Origin of the sequence: Pseudobutyrivibrio sp. (genome assembly GCF_017471675.1) — a bacterium.
Lineage (GTDB): Bacteria > Bacillota > Clostridia > Lachnospirales > Lachnospiraceae > Pseudobutyrivibrio.
Map to the genome: position 1 here is coordinate 21,989 of NZ_JAFUSK010000026.1, position 23,258 is coordinate 45,246.

Consider the following 23,258-nt stretch of genomic DNA (forward strand, 5'->3'; position numbering starts at 1 on the left):
GGAGGTAATTGATATGGCACTCACAAATGAGCAATACGACGCACTTATGCGTGAATACAATCACAAGCAGTCTAGAAACAATCAAATTATATCTTTCCGTACTAAAGAATTGTATTCTGCCATTCCTTCGCTTTCTTCTATTGATGAAGAAGTTTCCAGAGTTTCAATATCGTCTATCACATCTATTTTCGAGGGAAAGGATGTAGCAGTGGCATCAGCTGATTCTAAAGTCAAGCTGGAAGCTCTTAAGAACAAGCGCATGGAGCTTATGAAGGCTGCTGGCTTCCCTGAGGATTATCTTGAGCCTCCATACGACTGTCCAGATTGTAAAGATACAGGCTATGTTAATGGCAAACGTTGCCATTGCTTTAAGCAGGCTGCTATCAATATCGTCTATGGTCAGTCTAATATGAGCAACATTCTTTCAAAGGAAAATTTCCAGGCGTTTGACCTCAATATGTATGATGATGACTATTTTGAGCCTGGTTCTGAGGTTAGCGCTCGGGCTAATGCTGAAATAGCTTACGAAAGAGCCACTAATTTTGTGCAGAATTTTAGGCAAAAAGGTGGTAATCTCTTGTTGCTTGGAAAGACAGGCTGTGGTAAAACCTTCTTGTCAAACTGCATAGCTAAGGCTTTGCTTGATCAGGGTACTTCAGTTATTTATTTCACATCAAGCGAATTATTTAGAGTTTTTGAGGAACAGACATTTAAGAAGAATGCCAATGTGGCAGAACTTCATGATCATATTTTCGATTGCGATTTATTAATCATTGATGATTTAGGCACAGAATTTCAGAATTCATTCACTACAGCTCGCCTATTTCAATGCTTAAATGAAAGATTACTTCGCAACAAATCAACAATTATTTCCACTAATCTCTCTCTTAAGGATTTGAGAGACACCTACAGCGAACGTATTACTTCGCGAGTATTTTCTAACTATGATGTAATTAAGCTCATAGGAAACGATATTCGCATGAAAAAAGTAATATCAAAATAATAATTTAATAGAATCAAGGAGCAAAACATGCCAAATAATGAAATCGTGTTGGAAAACACACCACCTATGGCTGAGCTTGGGTTAATCCCACACAAGAGTTGTACAGCCATCGCGGAGAGAGTTAATGATTACCTTCTTGCATGGAGACAGGAACGCAAAAGCGACCAGTCAATTATTACCCTTGCTGGTTATCGCAGTGATTCCTACATTGTTGACGCTGACTGCCCACGTTTCGGTTCAGGAGAAGCTAAGGGTATCATCAAGCAGTCTGTTAGAGGTCTTGATTTATACATCCTTGTTGATGTTACTAATTACAGCCTTACTTACACTGTTTGTGGACATGAGAACCACATGAGCCCAGATGATATTTTCTGCGACCTTAAGCGTATTATTGCTGCTGCAATGGGTAAGGCTAAGCGCATCACTGTAATCATTCCATTCCTTTACGAAGGTAGACAGCACCGTAGAAGCGCTCGTGAATCACTTGATTGCGCTATGGCACTTCAGGAGCTTGTAGCAATGGGTGTTGATAACATCATCACATTCGATGCTCATGACCCTCGTGTACAGAATGCTATTCCACTTAACAGCTTTGAGACAGTTTCTCCTACATATCAGTTCCTTAAGGGCATTCTTAAGAACTGCAAGGACTTAAAGCTTGATAATGATAATCTTATGATTATCTCACCTGATGAAGGTGGTACTAAGAGAGCCGTATACATGGCTTCAGTTCTTGGTGTTAATGTTGGTATGTTTTATAAGCGTCGTGATTACAGCCGCATTGTTGATGGCCGTAACCCAATCGTCGCTCACGAATTCTTAGGAAATGATGTTGCTGGTAAGGATGTTATCATCGTTGATGATATGATTTCTTCTGGTGAGTCAATGATAGATGTTGCTACAGAGCTTAAGAAGCGTAATGCTAAGCGTATCTTTGTTGTTGCAACATTCGGCCTCTTTACAAACGGTATGGCTAAATTTGATCAGGCTGTTGAGGACGGTATCATTTACAAGGTTGTATGCACAAACCTTACTTACCTTCCAGAGGAAGTTCTTAACAAGGATTACTTCATCACATGTGATATGTCTAAGTACATCGCATATATTATCGATACACTTAATCATGAGTGCTCTATCTCAGAGCTTCTCAACCCATACGGACGTATCGAAAAGCTCATTACCCGTTATAAAAACGGCGAATATTAAAAAAAAGCTTCTCCCGCTGGTTGCGGGAGAAGCCTTTTTTTATTCTTCTGCATCTTCTTCAGTTTCTTCTATTTCTGGTTCTTCTTCAATGTAATTAGGGTCGTAAACCTTATACTCATTAGATTCCCTAAATACCGTATTAGAGCTTCCCATCTGGCACACCTTAATGGTATCCCCATTAGCTACATCTCCAATGTTAATTGATAGAACCTGTCCACTTTCGTATTTGGTAGGAACCTGCTCTCCATTTACAAATACCTTAGACCATTTGGTGAATTCATCACCGTAAATATGCAGCTTACCGTTAAAAAAGTAAGCGCTGTCAATTACAACATCATTAACGCCCATTGTAATCTCTGTAGGGCCGTATTTTGTGCCATCCTTGTAGGTGTATCTGTCACCGTAAAGGATATCATACTGAAGCATCTTAAGGCCGCCCATATAGTCATTGCTGCCGTATTTTTCACCTTCTGCCATCACTCTCTGGTGATAAGCATTAATATTGCCGTTGTGAATATCAAGTCTGTTTAAAAACTCTGATACAAGCTGATATGAAGCCAAATCCTGATCAATCTTCTCCATACCAAAGTTGTTCCATGTAAAGTACTTGGTCTTGTAAAGGTCTCCTGTAGCTACTTCGCTGTCTGTAAGACCCATAGTTGGGAGATGGTCACCAAACATGATAACAAGAGTATCCTCTCCTCTTGCATCAAGCGCTTCAATATAATTCTTAACAAAATCATCTACATTATAGATACGATTAATGTAATAAGTCCATGCATTCTGCTCTTCCTCTGTCTTACCCTTGGCATTAACCTTGATAACAGGGTCTTCCTCAACAGGGTATGTAGGATAAGCACCATGACCTTCTACAGTGATTGTATATACAAAATCAGGCTTATCATCCACATCCATGGCATCAACTGTGGCATCAATAAGGATGTCATCTGTAGGCCAGTTGCCAAGTGGTGTGTAATCTGTAATATCAAGCAATTCCTTTGATGTAAAGGTATCAAAGCCCATCATTGAGAAGGCGTTTGCTCTTGAATAGAAGTTACCACCATTATTATGAACTACATGGGTGCTGTAGCCATTATCGTGAAGCACATCTGCGTAAGACTCACAATCAGTCTCCTTGATGATGGTCTTCTGAGGGTACTCACCTGGGCCAAAGAAACTACAGCTCATACCTGTAAGAACCTCAAACTCTGAATTACAAGTACCGGCACCTACAACAGGAACGATACAATGTCCTGTAGAATAGTTCTGCTCCAATGAATGGATAAATGGGATTGGATCCTCACTAGTCTCTAGGAACTCTGATTCCGATACATCATAGAATGATTCAAGCAGCATAACTACTATGTTAGGTTGGGACTTATCCTCTGAAGGAATCTCTATAGTGTTAACATATGAAGCATCCTTCTTTAAAATATCATCAATCTTGCTCTCAGAATAACCAAATGGTCTATTCATACCTCTATCAAGTACTGATGTTGAAAATCCGTATAAATAGCCATAATCCAAATATCCCTGAGCCAGGTTACCAAAGTAAGATGTCATGATACCTGTCTGTCTAAGAAGAATTGTTGATGGATAAAGTGAAACAAACAATACAATCACAAGTATCAATCTCTGCCAAAATGGCTTTGAATTCTGCTTCTTAGGACCCTTAGCCATGTAGATAGACATAAGAATTATGTAAATCACCAGGGCAATCACAGATATCATAGCCTGCTCAGCTGAAAAGTAATTAGAATCCTGCATTGTAAGCAGGTCGCTAATCATATATAGGTCTGTATAACCAAATGGTGAAACACGATTCAACAAAATGATACAATTTATTATACCGAGGATAATAAATATCATACTGATGAAAACACGCCACCAACCTCTTCTCTTACTAAGGAAAACTATTGATAAGGCAACGAATACACAATATGAGTTAAAAAGGTACGGTCCGGTATGGTCTACTACAAATCCCCAGGCTGCTGCAAATGAATGTCTGGACATCCACTCCATTATATACACTATGATAAGTGCCAGTGGTATATGCATAGCCAGTGAATAATCGCTCCATAGCATTATCCAGGTCTTGTGGAACTTGCTTCCAAGATATCCTTGTACCAGCTTAGAATTACCAAACTTAACAAATGGTTTTTTTATAACTTTCCCCAGCCAGCCAGCGCCGGTTTTAATTTTCAATAATAATTTTTTCATGAATCCTCCGTAAAACCTAAGACAGTATGAAAAAATAGTGATAAAATAAACTTTATTCCGATTTAATATTAATCGAAAGTCTAACGGATTATAACACTTTATTTTTTATTAAGCAAGAAAGCGAGAATATATGAAATTACAGTTCTATAAAAAAGGCATACCTACCAAAATTATCAAAAGATCTAGCATATTATTTGCCATTTTTGTGGTTGCAATAATATTTTTTGAGGTTATTACAAATATTCAGGAGCCCAAAGAAGTTTCTAAGCTAAAAAGCCCAACACTTCCTGTGGTTTCTATCAATTATTTAGGTGATGCATCAAGTGAACTCCACGGCTATGTTACTAAAATGGACCCTGCATACATGCGTGATGCAATCATCCCTTTAGATTCCAACCGAACAGTTTCCTTATCTATTGATGCCAAGAATTACGATATCGATACTGTTTCATACGAAATTCGCTCTTTGGATACTCAGCGTAATATTTCCAACAACGATTTGGATTTTACCAACGATGATGGTGTATTAACAGCCAGCTTCCAGGCTGAAAACCTTATTGAAAAGAACGAGGAATACCTGCTCATCATTACTCTGGCAAACCCTAATAAGGAAATCTACTATTATACTCGTATAATGCAGCCAGATGGTTGCCATGAGGAAGAGATACTGGATTTCGCTCAGTATTTCCACAATACGGCCCTTTCAGAAGACACTACAGACCTTGCTACATATATTGAGCCAAAATCCACTGAGAGCAATGATTTGAGCCATGTGGATATTAATTCTAACCTGTCTCAGGTTTCCTACGGTAATTTTGATGGAACTCAGTTAGGGGAATGTAATGTGGCGCTTACAGATATCAGCACTAACTACATTAGCCTTACTCTTTCCTATTTATTATCAAGAGATAACTCTGGCAAGACAGAATATTACACTTGCTCGGAAGACTACCGTATTCGCTACACAGCCGATAGAATCTACCTGCTATCCTACAATAGAACTATGAATCAGATTCTTGATGCTGATTCGGCTTCATTTACTGATAATATTCTTACTATCGGTATTACTGATTCCAATTTGCAATATCTGTCAAACGAAACAGGTACCATTGTTTCATTTGTACAGAATGGTTCTCTTTTTGAGTACAACCAGACAGATAGAAAGCTTAAGCAGATATTCAGCTTTGTAGATGACGCTACCGACATCCGCTCTATCTACGACCAGCACCAAATCCTTCTACTAAACATAGATGAAAGCGGTACTATGGATTATGTTGTATACGGCTACATGAATTCCGGTTCCCACGAAGGAGAATGTGGTATCAACCTGTTCCACTACGATGCCATAGAAGATACCTCTACAGAGCAGGTTTTCATTACCTCAACAAGCTCTTATCAGATATTGAATGCCAACTTTTCTGAGCTATTATACGAGACTGCTAACAATGATTTTTATATCATGGTAAATGGCACTCTGCTTTATATATCTCTTAACGAGCTAACCACCAAGGAATTGATGACAGGGCTTGATGATGCCAAATATGCAGTATCAGGTTCTCGCAGATATTTCGCATGGATGGATGAAGACAATATGTCTGACACTATCCACATTATGGATTTAGAAACAGGCTCATCCTTTGATATCAAAGCAAATAGCGGGCAGCTACTGAAGCCTCTAGAGTTCCTGGATGACGATTTAATCTACGGAACACTTAACAAGAGCGATATCACCACTGATGGTGCCGGCTCTACAATCTATCCTATGTACAAGCTCACTATTGCAGATGTTTCTTCAGATAGCAGCCGAGAGCTAATGACCTATCAGAAGAACGGCTATTACATTACTGATACATCTATTGATTCATACACCATCTATCTTGATAGAATTCAGATTGGTGAGGATGGCATCATTACCGCAGCTGAGGGTGACACCATCAAAAACAGCGCCGGTGAACAAAACAAAGCTGTTGATATAGCTTTAGCCACTGATGATGTTAAGCAACAGGTGGTTACCCTTACCATGACACCACTGGCTGAGGACGAAAAGCTAGGCACTGTTAAATACGATATTACAGGCCTTGTCCTTGCAGACGAAAGCAGAAATATTTCTGTATCATCCGCAACTGCTTCTACTCAGTACTATGTATATGTAGGAAATAAGGTGGCACTTGCCACAGACGATTTGCTCTCTGCAATCAGCCTGGCTGATGAGGAAATGGGCATTGTACTTGATAACACTCCTAAATATATATGGAAGCGCGGTGGCAAAGCTTACCAGAACGCCATTACAGGTATCGCATACGGTTCTAGCGATGCTGAGGCATCAGGTTCTGCCAAGGCTTTATCCGCTATGTTAGTTCATGCCGGGGAAAATGTACAAGTCCACACTCTATTAGAATCAGGCGAGACGCCTATTTCAATCCTTAGAAAGACCCTTAAGGATTATGATATTCTTGATTTAACAGGAGCTAAGCTTAGCCAGGTACTTTATTATGTAAGCCAGGGAATCCCTGTTTACGCCTTTACTGGTGAAGATACTGCCGTACTTATAGTAGGCTATGATGCCTCTTCTATCATATATTTCGACCCTCAGACAAGCAAAAATGCTAAGATGGGCATGACTGAGGCCAGCGAATACTTCGAATCCTTCGGAAACGTATTCGTATCCTATATCGAATAGACACAGTCCGATAGTCCGCTGGTTACGTCTACAAACATAATAAATCCACGCTCATAAGATTATTCGCTTAGGAATTATTATGTTTGTAGACTACCAGCTCACTTAAAGGCTAAAAATAAATAATAAAATAGCTAGATAATACGTCGCGAGGTTTACGTAGTGGACCGCGCGCTTATTTTTTATGTGGCTAAAATGATAGAAATATAAGAAAAGAATTGTAAAATCACTTATTAAAAATAATACTCCTGCAACCCCAAGTAGTGTTAATCCGTTTAGGGCACATTCTACGGCTTTTAAGGTCATAGTTGATACAAAGTAGCAATAGATAACACAAGGGATTAAAAGGGAACCCATGTGCAAATGATACCTTTTCTTCATCCAAAGTAATATCAGGCATGCCACAACAGGTGCGATATATACCATCACGCTGGTTCTATTGGTAATCCTGCACATATAATTAAGGAATCCCACATGGCCTAGCATAAAGGCAATTATTCCAAGAGCTATAAATTGCTTTCGCATATAGGTATTATACAATCCCATCAATATATCCCCTACAAAGCATGCCAGTAGTGCCCATACCAAAAGTCCAAGCTTTGCGCTGTAATAATAGTTAATAAAGAAAATCACCAAAAAGGAGATGCTACACACCACCTTTAATGGGACATAGTATCTCCTTGAATATCTATTATCACATACAGCAAATAATGCAATTATTAGTGCTACATAAATAATAGTTTCTGCTATAATCATTTTTCCACCTGACTATTCGTCGTCATTCTCCCCTGCCAATATTGCTTCCAGTTTTCTCTGGTTACCAAATAGAATAGAACCTGCACCAAGTAAGAAGATTGCTATGCAAAGTAGATACTTGTTATCAAAGCCATCTGCTGTCTTTGGTGTTGTGTCCTTAGTATGACCAGATGATATAGAACCATCACTGCTAACCTTGTAGGTAACTGTGGTAGTTGTCTTTCCTTCTGTCACCTTAAGACCTGTCTCTGCATATCCATCCACGTACTCAAATCTGACTACATGGTCGCCTGTGGAAAACAGCTTAACAAATCCACCGGTAAATGTAAGGATTGTAGAACCAGATTCCAGGGTATATCTGCTTGGATCGATTCTAACCTTATCCACAAAGATTCCTGTAAGCTTGTTTAACTCGCCGTTGCAGACAATTTTTACAGGGCCTCCATTGCGTGCCACTGTCTGATTAGCTCCCTGTGTTACCTGGTAGATACCCTTTAAACCAGCATTTATATTGCTTGTAGCTGTTTTGGCAGCTGGTGAGCTTGAGCTGCTTGAAGAACTTGATGAGCCACCACCTGATGGTGTTGGTGTTGTACCGTTGGCCTTATATTTAAATGTTACTGTCTGTCCAGTTTTTTCTGAAGTTACTGTATAATTGCTGCCTTCAAACAATGTATAGCCTGATATAGATAATGGCTTAATAATATCATTTTCCTTATAATTTTGCGTTCTATCTGTATTTGAGCTAACCTTTGTATTTCCAGTAGAATCATAATACTCATCTATTACATCTACTAATGGGTCATCTGCTGTAGCTTCTGGCGAGTATATAAATGTAACCGACTGGATAGCCTCTGAAGTTACACTATAGCTTTTTGGGCTAACTGTGTAACCAGTTCTTGTATTTGGTGTATACGTTGAACCAGCTACTAAAGAATAAGGGGTAGTTGTATCTTCAAAGCTACTATCGCTGGCCGTTTCAGTTACATTTACAATAACAGTTGTCTCTGGTGTAGGATCATCTGGTGTAATATCAGATTCTGAATAATAAATACTAATCTTTCTTGATGAAGTAATTCTTGCTAAGAAAAACTGTGATACTGTTGAAGCTGCCTTCTCAGAAGAACCATAACAATATACTACTGTTCCATTAGCAGGCCAATCATTACTCTGTGAGCCAAAACTGCTAACTTTGTCTCCACCACCTTCAAATGTTATCGTGCTAACACTACTGCTACTAAATGCATCAGCTCTTATAGATGTTACTGACGATGGCACAGTAAAGCTCTCTCCTACTCCAGCTGGAACATATATTAATTCTGTACCGTCAGCACTGTATGTTGCCTCTGTTGTGTCATCAGAAGAGCTAGTGGCATTCAATGAAGCCCCCAGCATCATTCTCATATTATTTCCACTCAAAGGTGTTAAATTATCTTCCTCAAGGGTTGTTAAATCAAGTGTTGTAGTCTCTTCTCCATCTTTTCCCTCTTCAGGCAACTCAGAAGGTTCTTCAACATCTTTCTTTTCCCCTGTTTCATCTGGAATGTCTTGTGGAACATCTTCTGGAAGACTCTCTTCTACTAAATTCAAATCTTCATCATCAGCTTCAGACGTTGAGCTACCAAAGAAAGTCACGCCTGTCAAAATGATAGACGCGCTAATTAGAATACATCCTGTCTTTTTTAAAAATCCCTTTTTCACCATAGCTTCCACCCTTAAACTCCAAGTTTATAGACTCTAGTGTTGTTATTTGACTCTCTTGGCCACAACAAACATTCGTCCATCCTCGGTGTAGGTGTTGCATGTACTGAGAGTCAATATCTTGTCAGTCGCGCTGATATCAATTGTCTCATCATAAACTGATAAACTTTGGATATTGTCTAAGAACTCTTTGAGCTCGCTACCTGTAACCGCGTTGATGAAATTGTAGTATTTGTAGTTTTCATCGTCATCATAGCCTACCGCCGATAAGCCCACTCCTACAATTTCGTACTCTTGCTCCTCATAAAGAGTCTTAAAGATTATCGTTTTATGCGACTGATAGTAATCCTGTTTCAAGTAACGCTTCAATCCACCAAACATGGTTCCAGAGCGCATGTTGTGACCATATATGATGGTATTGGTAGTCGGATTTACTATGTCACAACGATAATCAACGAATAAAGTACCTGCTGTACTATCCTCTCCATAGAAATCCCTTCTCAAATAGTATTCTGGATCACTTGGTGTCTGAACAACAGGGTAGTTGATATCTGTTCCTACCACCTCCAAAATGCCTACCAAATCTGGATTTTCAGCATATAAACCTGTTAATTCTGGAAGAATTTCTCTGTCCTCAGGAGCATAATTTGTATCCCATGGGCTAGTAATTATATCCTCCGTAATTTCATTGGCTTTTGCTGTGTTACTAGACACATTTTCACTATTTGAGTTCTCTACAGAATCTATATCGTCATTTTCATTGTTTATATTAACGTTTTTTTGTGAATTATTAGTGTCCTGAGCGGACTTGACTTCTTCTTGAATTTTGGCGAGACGTCTGGTCTCCATTACCTCTTTGATTTCTATTGTGGCATAAATGCCAATAAGAGCTACTGCAAGCCCCACAAAAATAAGGCCTAAGCGCCTAGAACTCTTGGCCTTTGTAGCAGCCTCTTCGATAAGCTCCCTATCATCAAGTAGGCCAGCGGACTTATTAGCCACAATATCTGCCACATGCTCTGTATACTGAGCCCCAATAGGGCTATTAAATGTAATAATACCATCGCGAATATCATTATAAAGGCGCAAAGCAACCTCAGGATCTTGGATATCAAGCTCCTCATTGATGCACTCTATTTTCTTTACATCCTCTTGGGCTGCACGATATTCATAGTGAGTCTCAAATTCAAACCCGCCTATGATGAACCTTTTTTTCTCCGCCATACACATTTACCTTCTAATAAAATTCTACCTAATTGTAAATATTTCAGCAAGTCGAATAATCAAAAAATAGCTTAGCCAAATCTATAAAATTTGGATAGATTTGGCTTAGCTATTATTCAAACAAATCATCTAATATAACCTGATTAGATGCAATATTACTATACATATTTCGTTTTAAACCATAGGTAGTGATTAAGGTAAGTTGAAGGGAATTCTTATTATTTGTTTCTCTTCTAAAACGTTCTATCTTATTGCGTAATTCCATATCATATGATTTATCGATTTCATATTCATTTTGAGAATACTTAATCTCACATATGTTTATAACTCTATCGCGCCTTTCGATTAACAAATCAATCTGAGCACCCTTTTGAGCTGTGCCATTTTCATCTATGCCACCTTTTATCTGCCAAACTGACTCCTCGGATAATACACCTGATACCCCAAGAGCTTTCTTTATCTGATACACATGATCCTTACATACCTGTTCAAATGTAAGCCCTGTCCAGGCACGTTTTGAAGGGTTATCTATTGAATTAGTCCAAAAATGCTCATCCTTACCATAGTTATCTCTAATGAAATACAGATAAAAAGCAGTATAGTAATCGCAAAGCTGATAGCGTATTTCCTTCTTTTTCTTGCCATAGAATGCATTTATTCTAATAAAGCCTGAATCGACCAGATTGTTTAAAATCTTTGATAAAGATCCATTTGACTGGAAAGCACCGCTTTCTATAATTTCCTGCCTTGTAAGACCAGAGCGCTTCTTACTTAAAAGTTCCACAATCTTAACATAAACATCGCTATTAGAAAAAAGTGTGGCATACAAGTGCTCAAATTCATCCCATAACTCACCTTTGTCTTTGAAGAACAGTGCATCTATATTTTGAGATAAAGACAGATTCTTCTTAAGTAAACTAAGGTAATATGGAATTCCTCCCATAATCATGTAACATTCTGCAATGTCATATCTAGACCATATGAAATTCTTGTTTAGCAGATATTGCTCTACCTCCGCTAGAGTAAATGGTTTTAGATATAATCTACAGGTTTGGCGATTAAATAAACCGCCCTTATTATGAGATATATGTTCTACCATCCATGATGTTGCTGAGCCACAAACAATAAATACTACATTATCCTTTGTAGATGCATAATCATTCCAAAACCATTCAAAGGCAGGTAAAAAATCAGATTTATTAGTATCCATCCAAGGAAGTTCATCAAAGAAAAACACCTGCTTCTCATCTTCAGGTAAATCTTCAATATAGTTTCTAATTAATTCAAAAACGTCATACCAATCTGTAGGCTGTTCGTATTTTTGCTTAGTTTTACGAGAAAGCTCCTGTATAAAATTCTTTATTTGAACAGCCTTCGGCTGCATATATGCACCAGTGACTTTAAATGCAAACTTATTCTCAAAATACTGATTAATAAGATAAGTCTTTCCTACTCTTCTACGGCCATATACTATCACAAGCTGCGCAGAATCAGCCTCAAGAACCTCATTTAGCCTTTCACATTCTTCAATTCGTCCGATTATTTTTTTAGTATTCATATCTATAATATAATCCATTTAATAATTAGGCGTCAATCATTATCGAGCCAAATCTTAATTTTTTTACCACTTTTGGCTGGGTAATATTTTTTTTAGATAACAAAAAGAGGCTAAAAGCCCGAAAGCTCTTAGCCTCTAGAATTATTATTTAATTTTACTGAATTACAGCCTCTACATATTCTGACTGATTAACCTGTTCTAGCTTACCTGTTGTAGATGAGAAGCCATATCCTACTACGTAATAATAATATGTTGTTCCACTGTTAAGATTTGTGTTTGTATAAGCTCCTGTATCTCTTGGTAAGATTGCACACAATGTACCCTTGCTAGTTGTATCTGTTGATCTATAAATGTAGTAGATAACAACATCGCCATCGCTTGGAAGAGTAACTGTAGCTCTGGTTGGGTCTGAACTACTTCTCTTTACAGTAATAGATGACTTCTCTACATCGGTAGTCTTTTCTATAGTCTTATCATCACTATAAATTGTTACTCCTGTTGCTGGGTTTGCATAAGCTGTTGCAGTAATTCTGTAGGTTGTGCTGCCCTTAAGTCCCTCTAGCTTATATTCATTTCCATTTCCAGCAATTCTGGTTACCATATAATCCTTGTAGGTTCCATCTGAATTCATCACTTCAAACTTCAGCTGTGTTCCATCAGAGAACAGATCCTTAACCCACTTGACTGTCATAGAATCGCCAGTATTTTCTGTTACTCTCAGATTTGCAACTGCCTGCAAGCTGATTGTATATGGATATGTAGCTGTTCCTTCAAGCTTATCAGACTTTCCTGTAAGTGTAATATAGCAATCATCTTCGCTTGTACTATATACAAAATTACCGTAATCAACTGTGTAATCACCAGTATTTGTTGCTTCATCGAAGACTTGCAAATCAGTATAAATCTGCTCCTTATCTGTTTGCAGATTCTTTGAAATGATACTTATTGAGAATGCTGGTTCTACTGCATTTCCGGTGTATCTATGGAAGTCCTTAGCATATTCAACATTACATTCTTCGATAGGTCTTGGAACAATATTGTACTGTGTAGTAGCGGTATTACCCTTCTTATTTCCTACATCATAGGTTATTACTACGTCTATTGTTCCGTTATTTGTAAAGTATTGCTTATCTGCATCTGCGGTAGGGTCAATCTCTTTACTATTCTGATAGTACTTAGTAGATTTAATCTCTGCAGTAGATACATTCAGTGTAAACTTAGGAACGATTGGGAATCCGGTAAACTTATAATCACCCTCGTTATTATTAACATGAATTTCACTTTCGTTGAACTCAATGTCATAATATACCGATTTATCGCCCTTCCAATACTTAGCCTCAACACCTGAGTAGATAATAGTACCATAAGATACATAATTATCAGTATCGCCTACACCAGATACCATGTACTCTTCACCATAGGTAAGGATTACATCTTCAGGATAATCTGTTGTTCCTTCAAGCATCAAATATATCTGTGGATTACCCTTTGTAATGGATGTTCCAGTATAGATTTGCTTAGGTGCGCCCTTAATGTAATTTCCATTATCATCCTTTGAGCATTCCACGGTATCATTATTTAGGTTACCCATGATGTCAAAGTGCAATGTCTTGGTACCGGTATAGTTATTTACACCTGTAATAGTTACTGTAGCTGTACCTGGAATTACGTTATCCTCATATGTTAGCTTGTAATCACCTTCATCAGTACTCTCATCGTACTTAACAAGTGGTGAACCACCATTTGTAACAGATACTTCTGGCTCAATGAAGCTTCCTGTGTAATCCTGAGGCTTATCAAGACCTTCTACAAACTCTGCTACAAAGTCATCTGATGTAATATCTCTTGCAACGATGATGTATCTGAAACGATACTTAGCTGACTCACTGCCAACGTAATAATTTCCCTTGGATGTAGATTCAAGTGTATTAGTATTTGCCTTAAAGCCAATTGTTACTTCTCCACATCTTAAGATTGTTCCATCATCGTTAAACAGTGTCTTGGTATTATCATTCAAATAATTAATATCCAGGTCACCATCGTCTCCGCCAGCGATTTGCTTTGTTGTAGTTCCTGCAGTACCAAGGGTATTATCATACACTGTTATTTCAGGCTTAATAGCAGTACCTGAATATATTCCATAATAGTATCCAACATAATCAGCAGTCTGATTATTGTCATCATCAGTCTTTAATCCATGGGCTGCAAGATATTTCTTAGCGGTCTCGTCTGTTAGCTTGTTTAATCCAGTAAGTCGGAATGTTAATACAGGATTTCCATAGGTTCCAGCATCCGTCTTATCAGCTGCATATGGATTGACCTCTGTTGTAAAGTATGTTCCACCTGCTGCAGTCGTCTTTGGATTCATTATTACAGGTTCTGCCGTAATCTTCTTTCTATTTATCTGGTATCGTTGAATCATGGTTCCACAATAATCACCCTTACCAGTTATTACAACATACTTGTACCCTGCATTAATTGAACTGTCATCATTTCCTACGCCATCTGTGTAGGATACAGTGTAATCCTTAGTGCTTGATAGTCTTACATCACTGCTGGTTGTTACCTTTACTACTGGTACCTGTGCAGTTCCATTGTATGTATACTGCCATCTTGGACTTGTTGATGAATATGTGCCAAAGCTTGCATCATAAGCATAGTCTGTACCATTGACAGAATATGTAATCTTCAGACCTTGATTATTAATATTCTTACCAATGTTAAATGGCAATGTGATACTACCTGTGTAATCGCCCTGGCCAGTGATTGTTATAGCTGGCGATGTATCTGCAACTGTTGCATGTTTATCTTCTGTTGCCGCTCTATTCCACTCTGCAGTACCAGCTTTCTGGGCATTAGATACAGTTACAGTGTAATCCTTTTCTTTTATCAGCTCATAATTTTTTGATGAATCATCAGGATCTTTTACACCTGCATCTATAATGGCAATTTCAGGTACGTTATCTTCGCCTGCCTTTACTGTTGTGCAATCATAAATGTAAATCTTTAATTTATCATTTGCTAATCCACCTTCAGTAACAAAACCAGGCTTATAGTTTTCTGCTGTATCAAAATCAGCTGTAGTTAATTCTCTCCAGGTTCCCTCAAAACCAGGTTTTTCTGTAGAGTAATAATAGTGATAATTATTTGGTAATGAGCGCTGAGTAACTGTGAAATCAATTATTCTTTCACCGGTACAGCTATTCTTACCTGTGATAATCATCTTATATAAACCCATGGAGATAAGCGATGTTACAGCATTACCTGCTGAATCTAATATTTCAATACTATAATCTCCATTACCAGTTGCAGTTTCATATTTTACTAATGGTGTTTCAACATTCTTGTATGTTACAGATAAAGCTACTGCTTCATAAGGGTCGATTACATCACCAGTAAACTCTGCTGAAGTTGCCGCTATATTAACTGCCTGATTTGTTTCGATATCAAGCTTTTCAATTGTAAATTTAGCAGTGATAGAGCCAGTGTAGTTACCATTTGCTGTTGCAGTAATAGTCACGCTTGGCCTCATAGTCCAGCTGCTTTCCTCTGTGTTTCCATTTAATACAGCTGTTGCAATCGAACCATTATTTGCAAAATCAGCAGATGTGATTTCTTTATAATCTACCCCTGACCTAAGCTCTACTGTACCATTCTTTACAGTAACTGTAGGCTCAACATTAAGACCAGCGGCATTTCCTACATAATATGCATCTCCAAAGCTTACTGTACATCCACTTAAATCCTTCTTTGTAATAGTGAATGTCTTTGTTATACTTCCAGAATAATTGTTAATACCTGATATTAAGACTCTTGCTGTTCCAGCATTAATGTTATCTTCGTACTTTACTGTATAATCTGTATTTTCAGTAAGTGTTATAGCACCATTTTGAATCTTTACTGTTGCCTTTGGCGCTAAATTTTTTCCAGTATATTCCTTACTATCATACTCTAGAGTGACTGCTGCATCAGCAAGACTTATTCCAGATATAGCAAATTTTGCAGTACATGTACCATAACAATAATCTGAATCCTTCGCTGTTGCTGTAATTGTATATGTACCCATATCCGTCTTTTCAGTCGGATTTAGTGTAACAAGAGCATTATTGTCCTTTGAATATATCTCTGTTGTGCCATCATAATCTGTAATAGTTACATTATCAGTAAAGCTATAAGGATTTCCTGTATAGCCTACCTTTGGAGGGTTACTTGGGTCATCAGTATCGTAAGATGCATTAGCAAATGTCATCGTTGCATTATCTAAATCATATTTTATGTAAAACTCTAGTGACTTAGACGTACCAGGAATAAAGAATCTACTTGTAGTAGTAGGTACAACATTAACCTTCCATTTTCCTGCCTTAATTGCAGTATTTGTAACCTTTCCATCTGTATATTCATAGGTTAAAGCATAATCTGTGCCATCTCCATTGTGTATGGTTATAGTCTGGTCAGCATTTACCGTTACTGGTGCAGCCACAGCTCCAATATCTATAAGTCCATTGATTGCTGGAATTACCGCACTTCCTGTGTATGTATAAATGCCATTTCCACTTATAGCCAAATCACCATAATTAGATAGTCTAATCTGGAAGCATACATCTTTAGCATTAACTGACTGAACATTCTTAGCTGTTCCCGTACAATTATAAGCACCTGTTACTGCAATACTTCCATCAGGACCTGGTTTACCTTCACGGTCTCTGGTTATCGTATAGTTTGTTAAGGTCTTAGTAGTTGTTGTTCCATCTGTTTCTGATACTTGAACCTCTGGCGCTGTTAATTGCTTGGTATATGTATCCTGTGCTCCATTGACATCTCTGTACATTATAGTTGGAACATACTCAGTACCTGTAGGCTTGCCATCATCACCAAGCTCATAACTATCCTTAGGCATACTTACCTTAGTGTAAGCATCATTACCTAAATCAAGGATGATGCTAAATGGTATTCTACAATAGCCACTGTATATACCAATACCTTTAACAAATATGTAGTTTGTTTGATATGAAGGCAATGATTCTGTAACTACAGCCTTATCATATGTATTACCAAACTGTGCCTGGAATTTAGCTTCCTGAGTCTCAGCATCTGTCTCTACTAATTCAAAATCTATACCCTTTGTCAGCTCTGCGCCGCCCTTAGTTGTAGCAAGCTTCAATGTGGCCTTCTTTACCGTATTTATATCTACAGTAGTTGCTGTATAAGGTATGTCACTTAATGTGCCATAGAAGTCCTTAATATTGTTACTTGCTATCTTATAGGTAATAGTAATTGTCTGAGCCACATAGTTAGCACCCTTGATATTGATTTTAATAGTTAAATCTTCATCAAGTTTAGTCTGACCCTTTTGCTCAGCTTCTGTAGGATATGTAATATCGTAATCAGTTCCCTTAACTAACTTAGTTGTTCCATTTGTCGCAGTTAATGTGATTTCAGGACATTGAGCTTTGTTCTCTTTATATGCATATATTGCGCCTAAATCCTTAGTTGTTGTTGCGCTGCTTGTAGTTTCTGTATAGGAACCGTCTGTATCATCGCTCCATTTGGCTGTTACTATTACATAGCCACGCTCGACTTTAAGGTTATTCATATTATATGAATCTGTAAAATTGCCTACACCGTATACGGTATAAACTGGTTTATCAATAACTGATTCATAGTCAGCTGGGGTACCAATGTTTACTGGGTATGGAACATAATCCTCCCCTCCTACCAGGCTATATGCATCATTGCCATACTTAAGTACAAATTTAGGTCTATACTCACCAGCATTTCCATCATAATAGATAACACTACTTGTGCTTTCCCAATCCATACCGTTTCCGATAATAATGCTCTGTGGTTGGATTTCGTAGTATATTGTTGTACTTCCGAAATATTTACTTGCTCCTTCTTTTGCACTTACTGTATAAGTAATTACATTATAGTTATAATCCTCTTTATCCTTAGAATTTCTTGCTACATAAGAAACTCCACCCGATGCATCCTTGAACTTAGATGTTACTTCAGCTGCATTTAGATTTTCAGGTTCAATTTTAGTTGCGCCATCATATAATTCAATCTTAGCTGCTTTATTCTCTCTCCACTTAACACCTTTGAATGGGTTGGAAGCATCAGAATTATTATTAGCTGCAAATGTTCCAGCATTTCGCTCTTCCTCTGATGGAACAAATATTGCTGGGTTTGAATCTGTTGGTTCTATGATTCGTACTAATGCATCGCTTATATCAACACCAACAGTGTATGCTTTTATCACTTCACCTTCATATATTCCCTTACCTGTGATAACAGCATACTTTTTACCTGCCTTCTTTGTAGCGGGAACTGTGCATGCCTCATCATCGAAGCATGTTACTTCATAATCCGTTCCAAGTGTTAATGGAGTATTTCCATATGTGATTGTAAATGTAGGAACTACTACATTATTAGCATCATAATCAAGCTTTGAATTATTTGATTCAAAATTTATTGTTGCATCTGCAATACTTACAGGTAAAATCTTAAAATATACAATTGCATCATTTCCATCAAAAGAATTAATGCCTGTAATCTTAAGATATGGCCATGTTGCAGTTGAATATGGTTTTGATGGATTTACCTTATCCGTATTGTAATATGCATAACCGTAATCCGTCTTTCTACCATTCTTGTTAAGAACTTCATTTGTTGCAGGGTTAATAACTACAGGAGCACCATAGTTAGTTGTACCATTGTAGACTGCGTTTAAGTCACAATAGTATTCTCTATAATGGTCTGATTCAAATTTTTCTTCGCTATATAAATCAGCTGCTTTTCCATTGATAGAAATCTGATATTTATCCTTGCTACTTGTTATGTTAAATGTTAACACAACACTTCCTGTTAAATTGTTCTTTCCTGTTACAGTCACCTTTGCTGGACTATTTGTTGTAGAAAGTGCAGTATTATTCTCGTAGCTTACTGTAAAGTTCGTGCTTTCTAGTGTTGCTTCTTTATATTTGTAGGTTTCCGTAAATGTGCTGTTGTTAACCTTTACATTTACTGTAGGATATTTTGGATTTCCATCATATGATAGGCTCAATACTGGATTTGTAAAATCAAGTGTTGCAACAGCTGTTCCTGTGTTTTCTGCAAGACTTGCTGGTTTTATAGTAAATGATTTAGATGGCAAGCTACCTGTGTAATTACCCTTGCCCGTTACTGTATATGTTACTGTGCCAACATTTACCTGGTCGCCTGAATATTCAATAGTATAGTCATCCCCATATTTTAGATATGTGTTTCCATAATTTATCTTGAGATCATAATCAGTATCTGCATCACTTTCCGCAATTACCAAGCCCCATATAGAATTATTGAATATCTTATCTCTTGTTGATGTTTTATCAGTCACTGTAATTACAGCACTATTAATAGGCCTTGGCACTACAGTATAGGTTGCTATTACTGTGCCACCGCCTTCATATTTTCCACCAGCTTTTGCTGTAACCTTTATATATTTTGTTCCTACCGAAGGTGATAAATCAGATGAGCCATTTGGCGCACTTGCATCATCATCAACCTCGATATCATAGTCTGTTGATAAACTAATTGTATTTCCACCTACTAAAACTTTAATTGTAGGGATGCTATTTGTTGTATCATAGTACTTCTGATATCCTGTTTGGTAATATCCGTTCCCGTCCCTCTTATCATAAGTACCATTATATGTACCACCATCAATAATTCTTACAGTCATATTCAGGTCATAGCTTGCCTGGATAGTGTAGCCTAGGGATTGAGTAGAAAGATTTTCAAAATTCTTTCCAGTTGCTGTAAGCATCAATGTTGGAGAATCTGTAATCTTTGTGTGGTTATTTGCTGGTAAATATGAAATCTTATACTCCTGCTGATTTGTATTGTCTATTCTGATTTCATCACCTGAATCTCCACTTACATTTAATGTTACATAGAAATCTTTATCGGTAGTTCCATATGTGCATTCCTGTGGCTCGATAGGGTTTCCTGTATAGGAGAACTTACCTGTTCCATTAACCCAGTGAATCTCCACTTCACTCAGTGATCTTGGGTAAATAGTAAATGGCACTACAATGCTTCCACTAAATCCACTTGTAGGGCTAATAACTATTTCCTTAGCTCCTGCGTTAATGGAATCGCCATCTGTTGTTCCACTTGTATTAATTGTTGCGGTTGCATTATTCTTATTAATTGTTCCTGCAGGTAATTCATTACCTTGCATATCATAAAATGCTAAATCTGTCCAATTATCACCATTAACATAGTCGTTTAAGCTATATGCCTTTCCAGTATATTCATAGTAATATAGTGGTGAATCTGTCTTTATTTCTGCTCTAACAATCTGTGAAATATCACTTCCAGATATCTCTTTAACAACATCAACCTGGCCCGTAAAATTGTTATGTCCAACTACGCGATATGTATATTTTATTCCAGTGGAACTAAACACTGGTGTACCTTCCAGTGTTACTGTAATATCTCCATCACTAAATACTGGTGTTGCAGTAAGGACTCCGTTTTCATTTACTTTCTTTACATCCACTACCACACCGTTTTCGACTACAAATTCAGCTGTATCAAAAGCATCCTTTCCTGCCGCATTCTGCGTACTTACATCAAGAGCTGTAATCGTAAATAATCTATCATATGAATATACTTTACTTGCAGAATAATAGTATTTAATATTAATTGAAGCAGTTCCAGCATTTATATTTGTTGCAGAATCGCATCTAGTTATAGTGTATGGATAGGTAAGCGAAGACACACTAATAGCGCCGGTTCCATTAGGAGCAGATTTTACTGTTGTATCTGATAAATAATAGTAAGAATTTACTGTTCCACCAGCATCTGTAGTATTAACTGCTACTGTAGGTACTATGTTAGTTCCTGTATATTTTTCTGAATGACTAGCTGTTCCTTCTACACTACTATCTCCACCTATCTTTATATCTACTACATTAACAGTAATACTAAACGTACTTCCTTTATAAGTAGCATTAAGCTTAACACTTCCTGGATTTGCAGCTGTAATCTTTGTTGCCATTGGATTATTAGATACAGATGAAAGTGTTATTACATTAGAAGAACTTGGGTCTAAAGCCCAATTAATTGTTCTTTCTGCAGTAGCCTCACTTAAAATAGCTGTCAATGTATCTGTTTCTCCAATAGCATATACTACTGTATTTTCAGAAGCTAATTTATCGTTTTCTGATTTTACCGAAGCTATAGTATAAGAATCGCTTGGTGTATCTGTTACTTCAAGCGTGTAATCACTTGGATTTGTGCTACTAGTTGTTACCACGAAAATACCATTGTGCTCTGTCTCAGCCTTCCAAGTATCACCCTTACTAATATAAGTTGAAGAGTCACTTCCATTATTAAATTTGAAATATACATGGTTACTTGGTGATGATTCAAATGCTACAACGACTGAATAGCTATATCCTCTTGATACATATCCGTTTCCTACGCTCTTTTCTACTAACGGAATCTTTACAGTCTGCCATCCTACAGATGCTACTGTAACTTTATATGTTCCACTTGATTCGGATGCCAAATCTCCAGATGTTGGATTATCTGACGATGTTAAGTTCTTATATGATTTAGCAGTAAACACATAATCGCCAATTGCATCTGCATAGAAATCAAAACCTGCATAAGCTGCTCTTGTGTATGCATAAGCTGTATCAGCTGTTCCTATAAATGCAACTTGATTAATATCATTAATTTCTACCCAATCATTAGTATCTACTGTACCAGTTACATAAGTACTAAAATGCTCAGCCTCAAAGCTTACATCCTCTCCAGATGCATCAGCTGCTATCTCAGTTACGCTGTAGTCATCTTCAATTCTAAATACTGTTACTTCCTCATCTGGAACCTCTTCTAGCTTGTTAACTGATTCAAATGTAACCTTTACAGCGTTGTTATCATAGTCTGGTTGATACTTGTTTCCATAACGGTCATAGATTGTGATGTCATATGCAGCGTATGCCTTGAATACACCCTCATCCAGGCTATCATTTACTATATTTTCAATTGCCTTCTTGCCTACGTAGTAAATTGTTACGTCTGCATTTCTTGGCATATTACCTTCTACTGTTACAGTTGTTCCAAGGATTTCCTTAGAGAATGTCTGGAACACTAGCGAATTATCTTCGTAACCACACTTGCGGCATACTCCGTTTTCATCGTAGTCGCAGTCCTCCTGCTCTCCTTCCTCGCCGCACTTAGTGCACTTTCTAAAATGCGTACCATTTCCATTAGAAACATATTTCCATTCGTGCTCACACTCTTCTTCCTCTTCTTTAACTAATTCCTCTTCATCCTCTGTTTCTTCATCATCGATTCCCTCTTCCTTATCTTTCGCATCAGGATCTTCTATATCTTCTTCATTAGTCTTATCAGTTTCTGGTTTATCTATATTTTCAGGGTTAGGGGTAACTTCTGCATCATCAATAGACTCCTTTGGTTCTGCTGGAGTCTCTGGGCTTGGCTGGTTTTCAGTTGGAACAACTACAGGGTTTCCATTTTCATCAACTGTAGGCTGTGGTTCTGTTGGTATCTCAGCTTCATTAGTCGCTGGTTCTACTACCTGTTCTGGCTCTGCTGGTGTCTGCTGCTCTTCTGTTGCAGGCTCCTGTGGTATATCCACTGCTTCTGGCGCAGGCGCAGCTTCAGGTGCCGAACTACTGTCACCTGTTTCCACACTTTCCTCCGTAATTATTTCATCGCTTGTTGCCAATGAGAAGAAATCATTTCCCATCATTGTTGTCACAAGCAACATGGCCAGCAAAAATGCTGTCAATCTTTTGAAGAAATTTAATCTGTTGTTCATAGGCCAATTCCCCTTTGCGTTACCCATTTCTAACATCTTTTCTAATAAGTGTTTTGCAGTGCTTGCCCTAATTTTG

General features: G+C 37.7%; 9 protein-coding genes. 3 read left to right on the plus strand and 6 right to left on the minus strand.

Annotation, left to right across the window (positions count from 1 at the left end):
- Positions 1-13 precede the first annotated feature (13 nt).
- Both IJ535_RS04430 and IJ535_RS04435 read left to right on the plus strand, forming a co-directional pair.
- Positions 14-1,003, plus strand: a complete 990-nt coding sequence (locus tag IJ535_RS04430; protein WP_294299336.1) for an ATP-binding protein — start codon at positions 14-16, stop codon at positions 1,001-1,003.
- A 27-nt stretch (positions 1,004-1,030) separates the two neighbouring features.
- Entirely contained in the window at positions 1,031-2,209 is a 1,179-nt protein-coding gene (locus IJ535_RS04435) for a ribose-phosphate pyrophosphokinase (RefSeq protein ID WP_294299339.1), read from the plus strand.
- 39 nt (positions 2,210-2,248) lie between these two features.
- Here the strand turns inward: IJ535_RS04435 and IJ535_RS04440 are convergent, their stop codons facing one another.
- The gene (locus IJ535_RS04440; RefSeq protein WP_294299343.1) at positions 2,249-4,429 is read right to left on the minus strand and encodes an LTA synthase family protein; all 2,181 of its coding nucleotides are present in this window, start codon (positions 4,427-4,429) and stop codon (positions 2,249-2,251) included.
- Between the two features lie 130 nt (positions 4,430-4,559).
- On the opposite strand from IJ535_RS04440, the gene IJ535_RS04445 reads away from it, so the two are divergent.
- The gene (locus tag IJ535_RS04445) at positions 4,560-7,109 is read left to right on the plus strand and encodes a hypothetical protein (RefSeq protein WP_294299344.1); all 2,550 of its coding nucleotides are present in this window, start codon (positions 4,560-4,562) and stop codon (positions 7,107-7,109) included.
- A gap of 102 nt (positions 7,110-7,211) precedes the next feature.
- On the opposite strand, the gene IJ535_RS04450 is transcribed toward IJ535_RS04445, so the two are convergent.
- The 5 genes from IJ535_RS04450 to IJ535_RS04470 all read right to left on the minus strand — a co-directional run bounded on the left by IJ535_RS04450 (position 7,212) and on the right by IJ535_RS04470 (position 23,182).
- Positions 7,212-7,862, minus strand: coding sequence for a lysoplasmalogenase family protein (locus IJ535_RS04450; protein ID WP_294299345.1), 651 nt, complete (start codon positions 7,860-7,862; stop codon positions 7,212-7,214).
- A 12-nt stretch (positions 7,863-7,874) separates the two neighbouring features.
- Positions 7,875-9,566, minus strand: a complete 1,692-nt coding sequence (locus IJ535_RS04455; protein ID WP_294299347.1) for a hypothetical protein — start codon at positions 9,564-9,566, stop codon at positions 7,875-7,877.
- A 42-nt stretch (positions 9,567-9,608) separates the two neighbouring features.
- Positions 9,609-10,787: a class B sortase gene (srtB, locus tag IJ535_RS04460; RefSeq protein ID WP_294299350.1), complete on the minus strand. Its 1,179-nt coding sequence runs from the start codon at positions 10,785-10,787 to the stop codon at positions 9,609-9,611.
- 112 nt (positions 10,788-10,899) lie between these two features.
- Positions 10,900-12,345 carry an AAA family ATPase gene (locus tag IJ535_RS04465; RefSeq protein ID WP_294299352.1) on the minus strand — a complete coding sequence of 482 codons (1,446 nt, stop codon included), beginning with the start codon at positions 12,343-12,345 and terminating at the stop codon, positions 10,900-10,902.
- A 154-nt stretch (positions 12,346-12,499) separates the two neighbouring features.
- Positions 12,500-23,182, minus strand: a complete 10,683-nt coding sequence (locus IJ535_RS04470; RefSeq protein ID WP_294299355.1) for a fibronectin type III domain-containing protein — start codon at positions 23,180-23,182, stop codon at positions 12,500-12,502.
- Positions 23,183-23,258: the final 76 nt, after the last annotated feature.

What these genes read in the sequence shown, in the direction of transcription:
- IJ535_RS04430 (WP_294299336.1), top strand. Translation starts at nt 14, where the DNA reads ATGGCACTCACAAATGAGCAATACGACGCACTTATGCGTGAATACAAT.
- IJ535_RS04435 (WP_294299339.1), top strand. Translation starts at nt 1,031, where the DNA reads ATGCCAAATAATGAAATCGTGTTGGAAAACACACCACCTATGGCTGAG.
- IJ535_RS04440 (WP_294299343.1), bottom strand. Translation starts at nt 4,429, where the DNA reads ATGAAAAAATTATTATTGAAAATTAAAACCGGCGCTGGCTGGCTGGGG.
- IJ535_RS04445 (WP_294299344.1), top strand. Translation starts at nt 4,560, where the DNA reads ATGAAATTACAGTTCTATAAAAAAGGCATACCTACCAAAATTATCAAA.
- IJ535_RS04450 (WP_294299345.1), bottom strand. Translation starts at nt 7,862, where the DNA reads ATGATTATAGCAGAAACTATTATTTATGTAGCACTAATAATTGCATTA.
- IJ535_RS04455 (WP_294299347.1), bottom strand. Translation starts at nt 9,566, where the DNA reads ATGGTGAAAAAGGGATTTTTAAAAAAGACAGGATGTATTCTAATTAGC.
- srtB (WP_294299350.1), bottom strand. Translation starts at nt 10,787, where the DNA reads ATGGCGGAGAAAAAAAGGTTCATCATAGGCGGGTTTGAATTTGAGACT.
- IJ535_RS04465 (WP_294299352.1), bottom strand. Translation starts at nt 12,345, where the DNA reads ATGAATACTAAAAAAATAATCGGACGAATTGAAGAATGTGAAAGGCTA.
- IJ535_RS04470 (WP_294299355.1), bottom strand. Translation starts at nt 23,182, where the DNA reads ATGAACAACAGATTAAATTTCTTCAAAAGATTGACAGCATTTTTGCTG.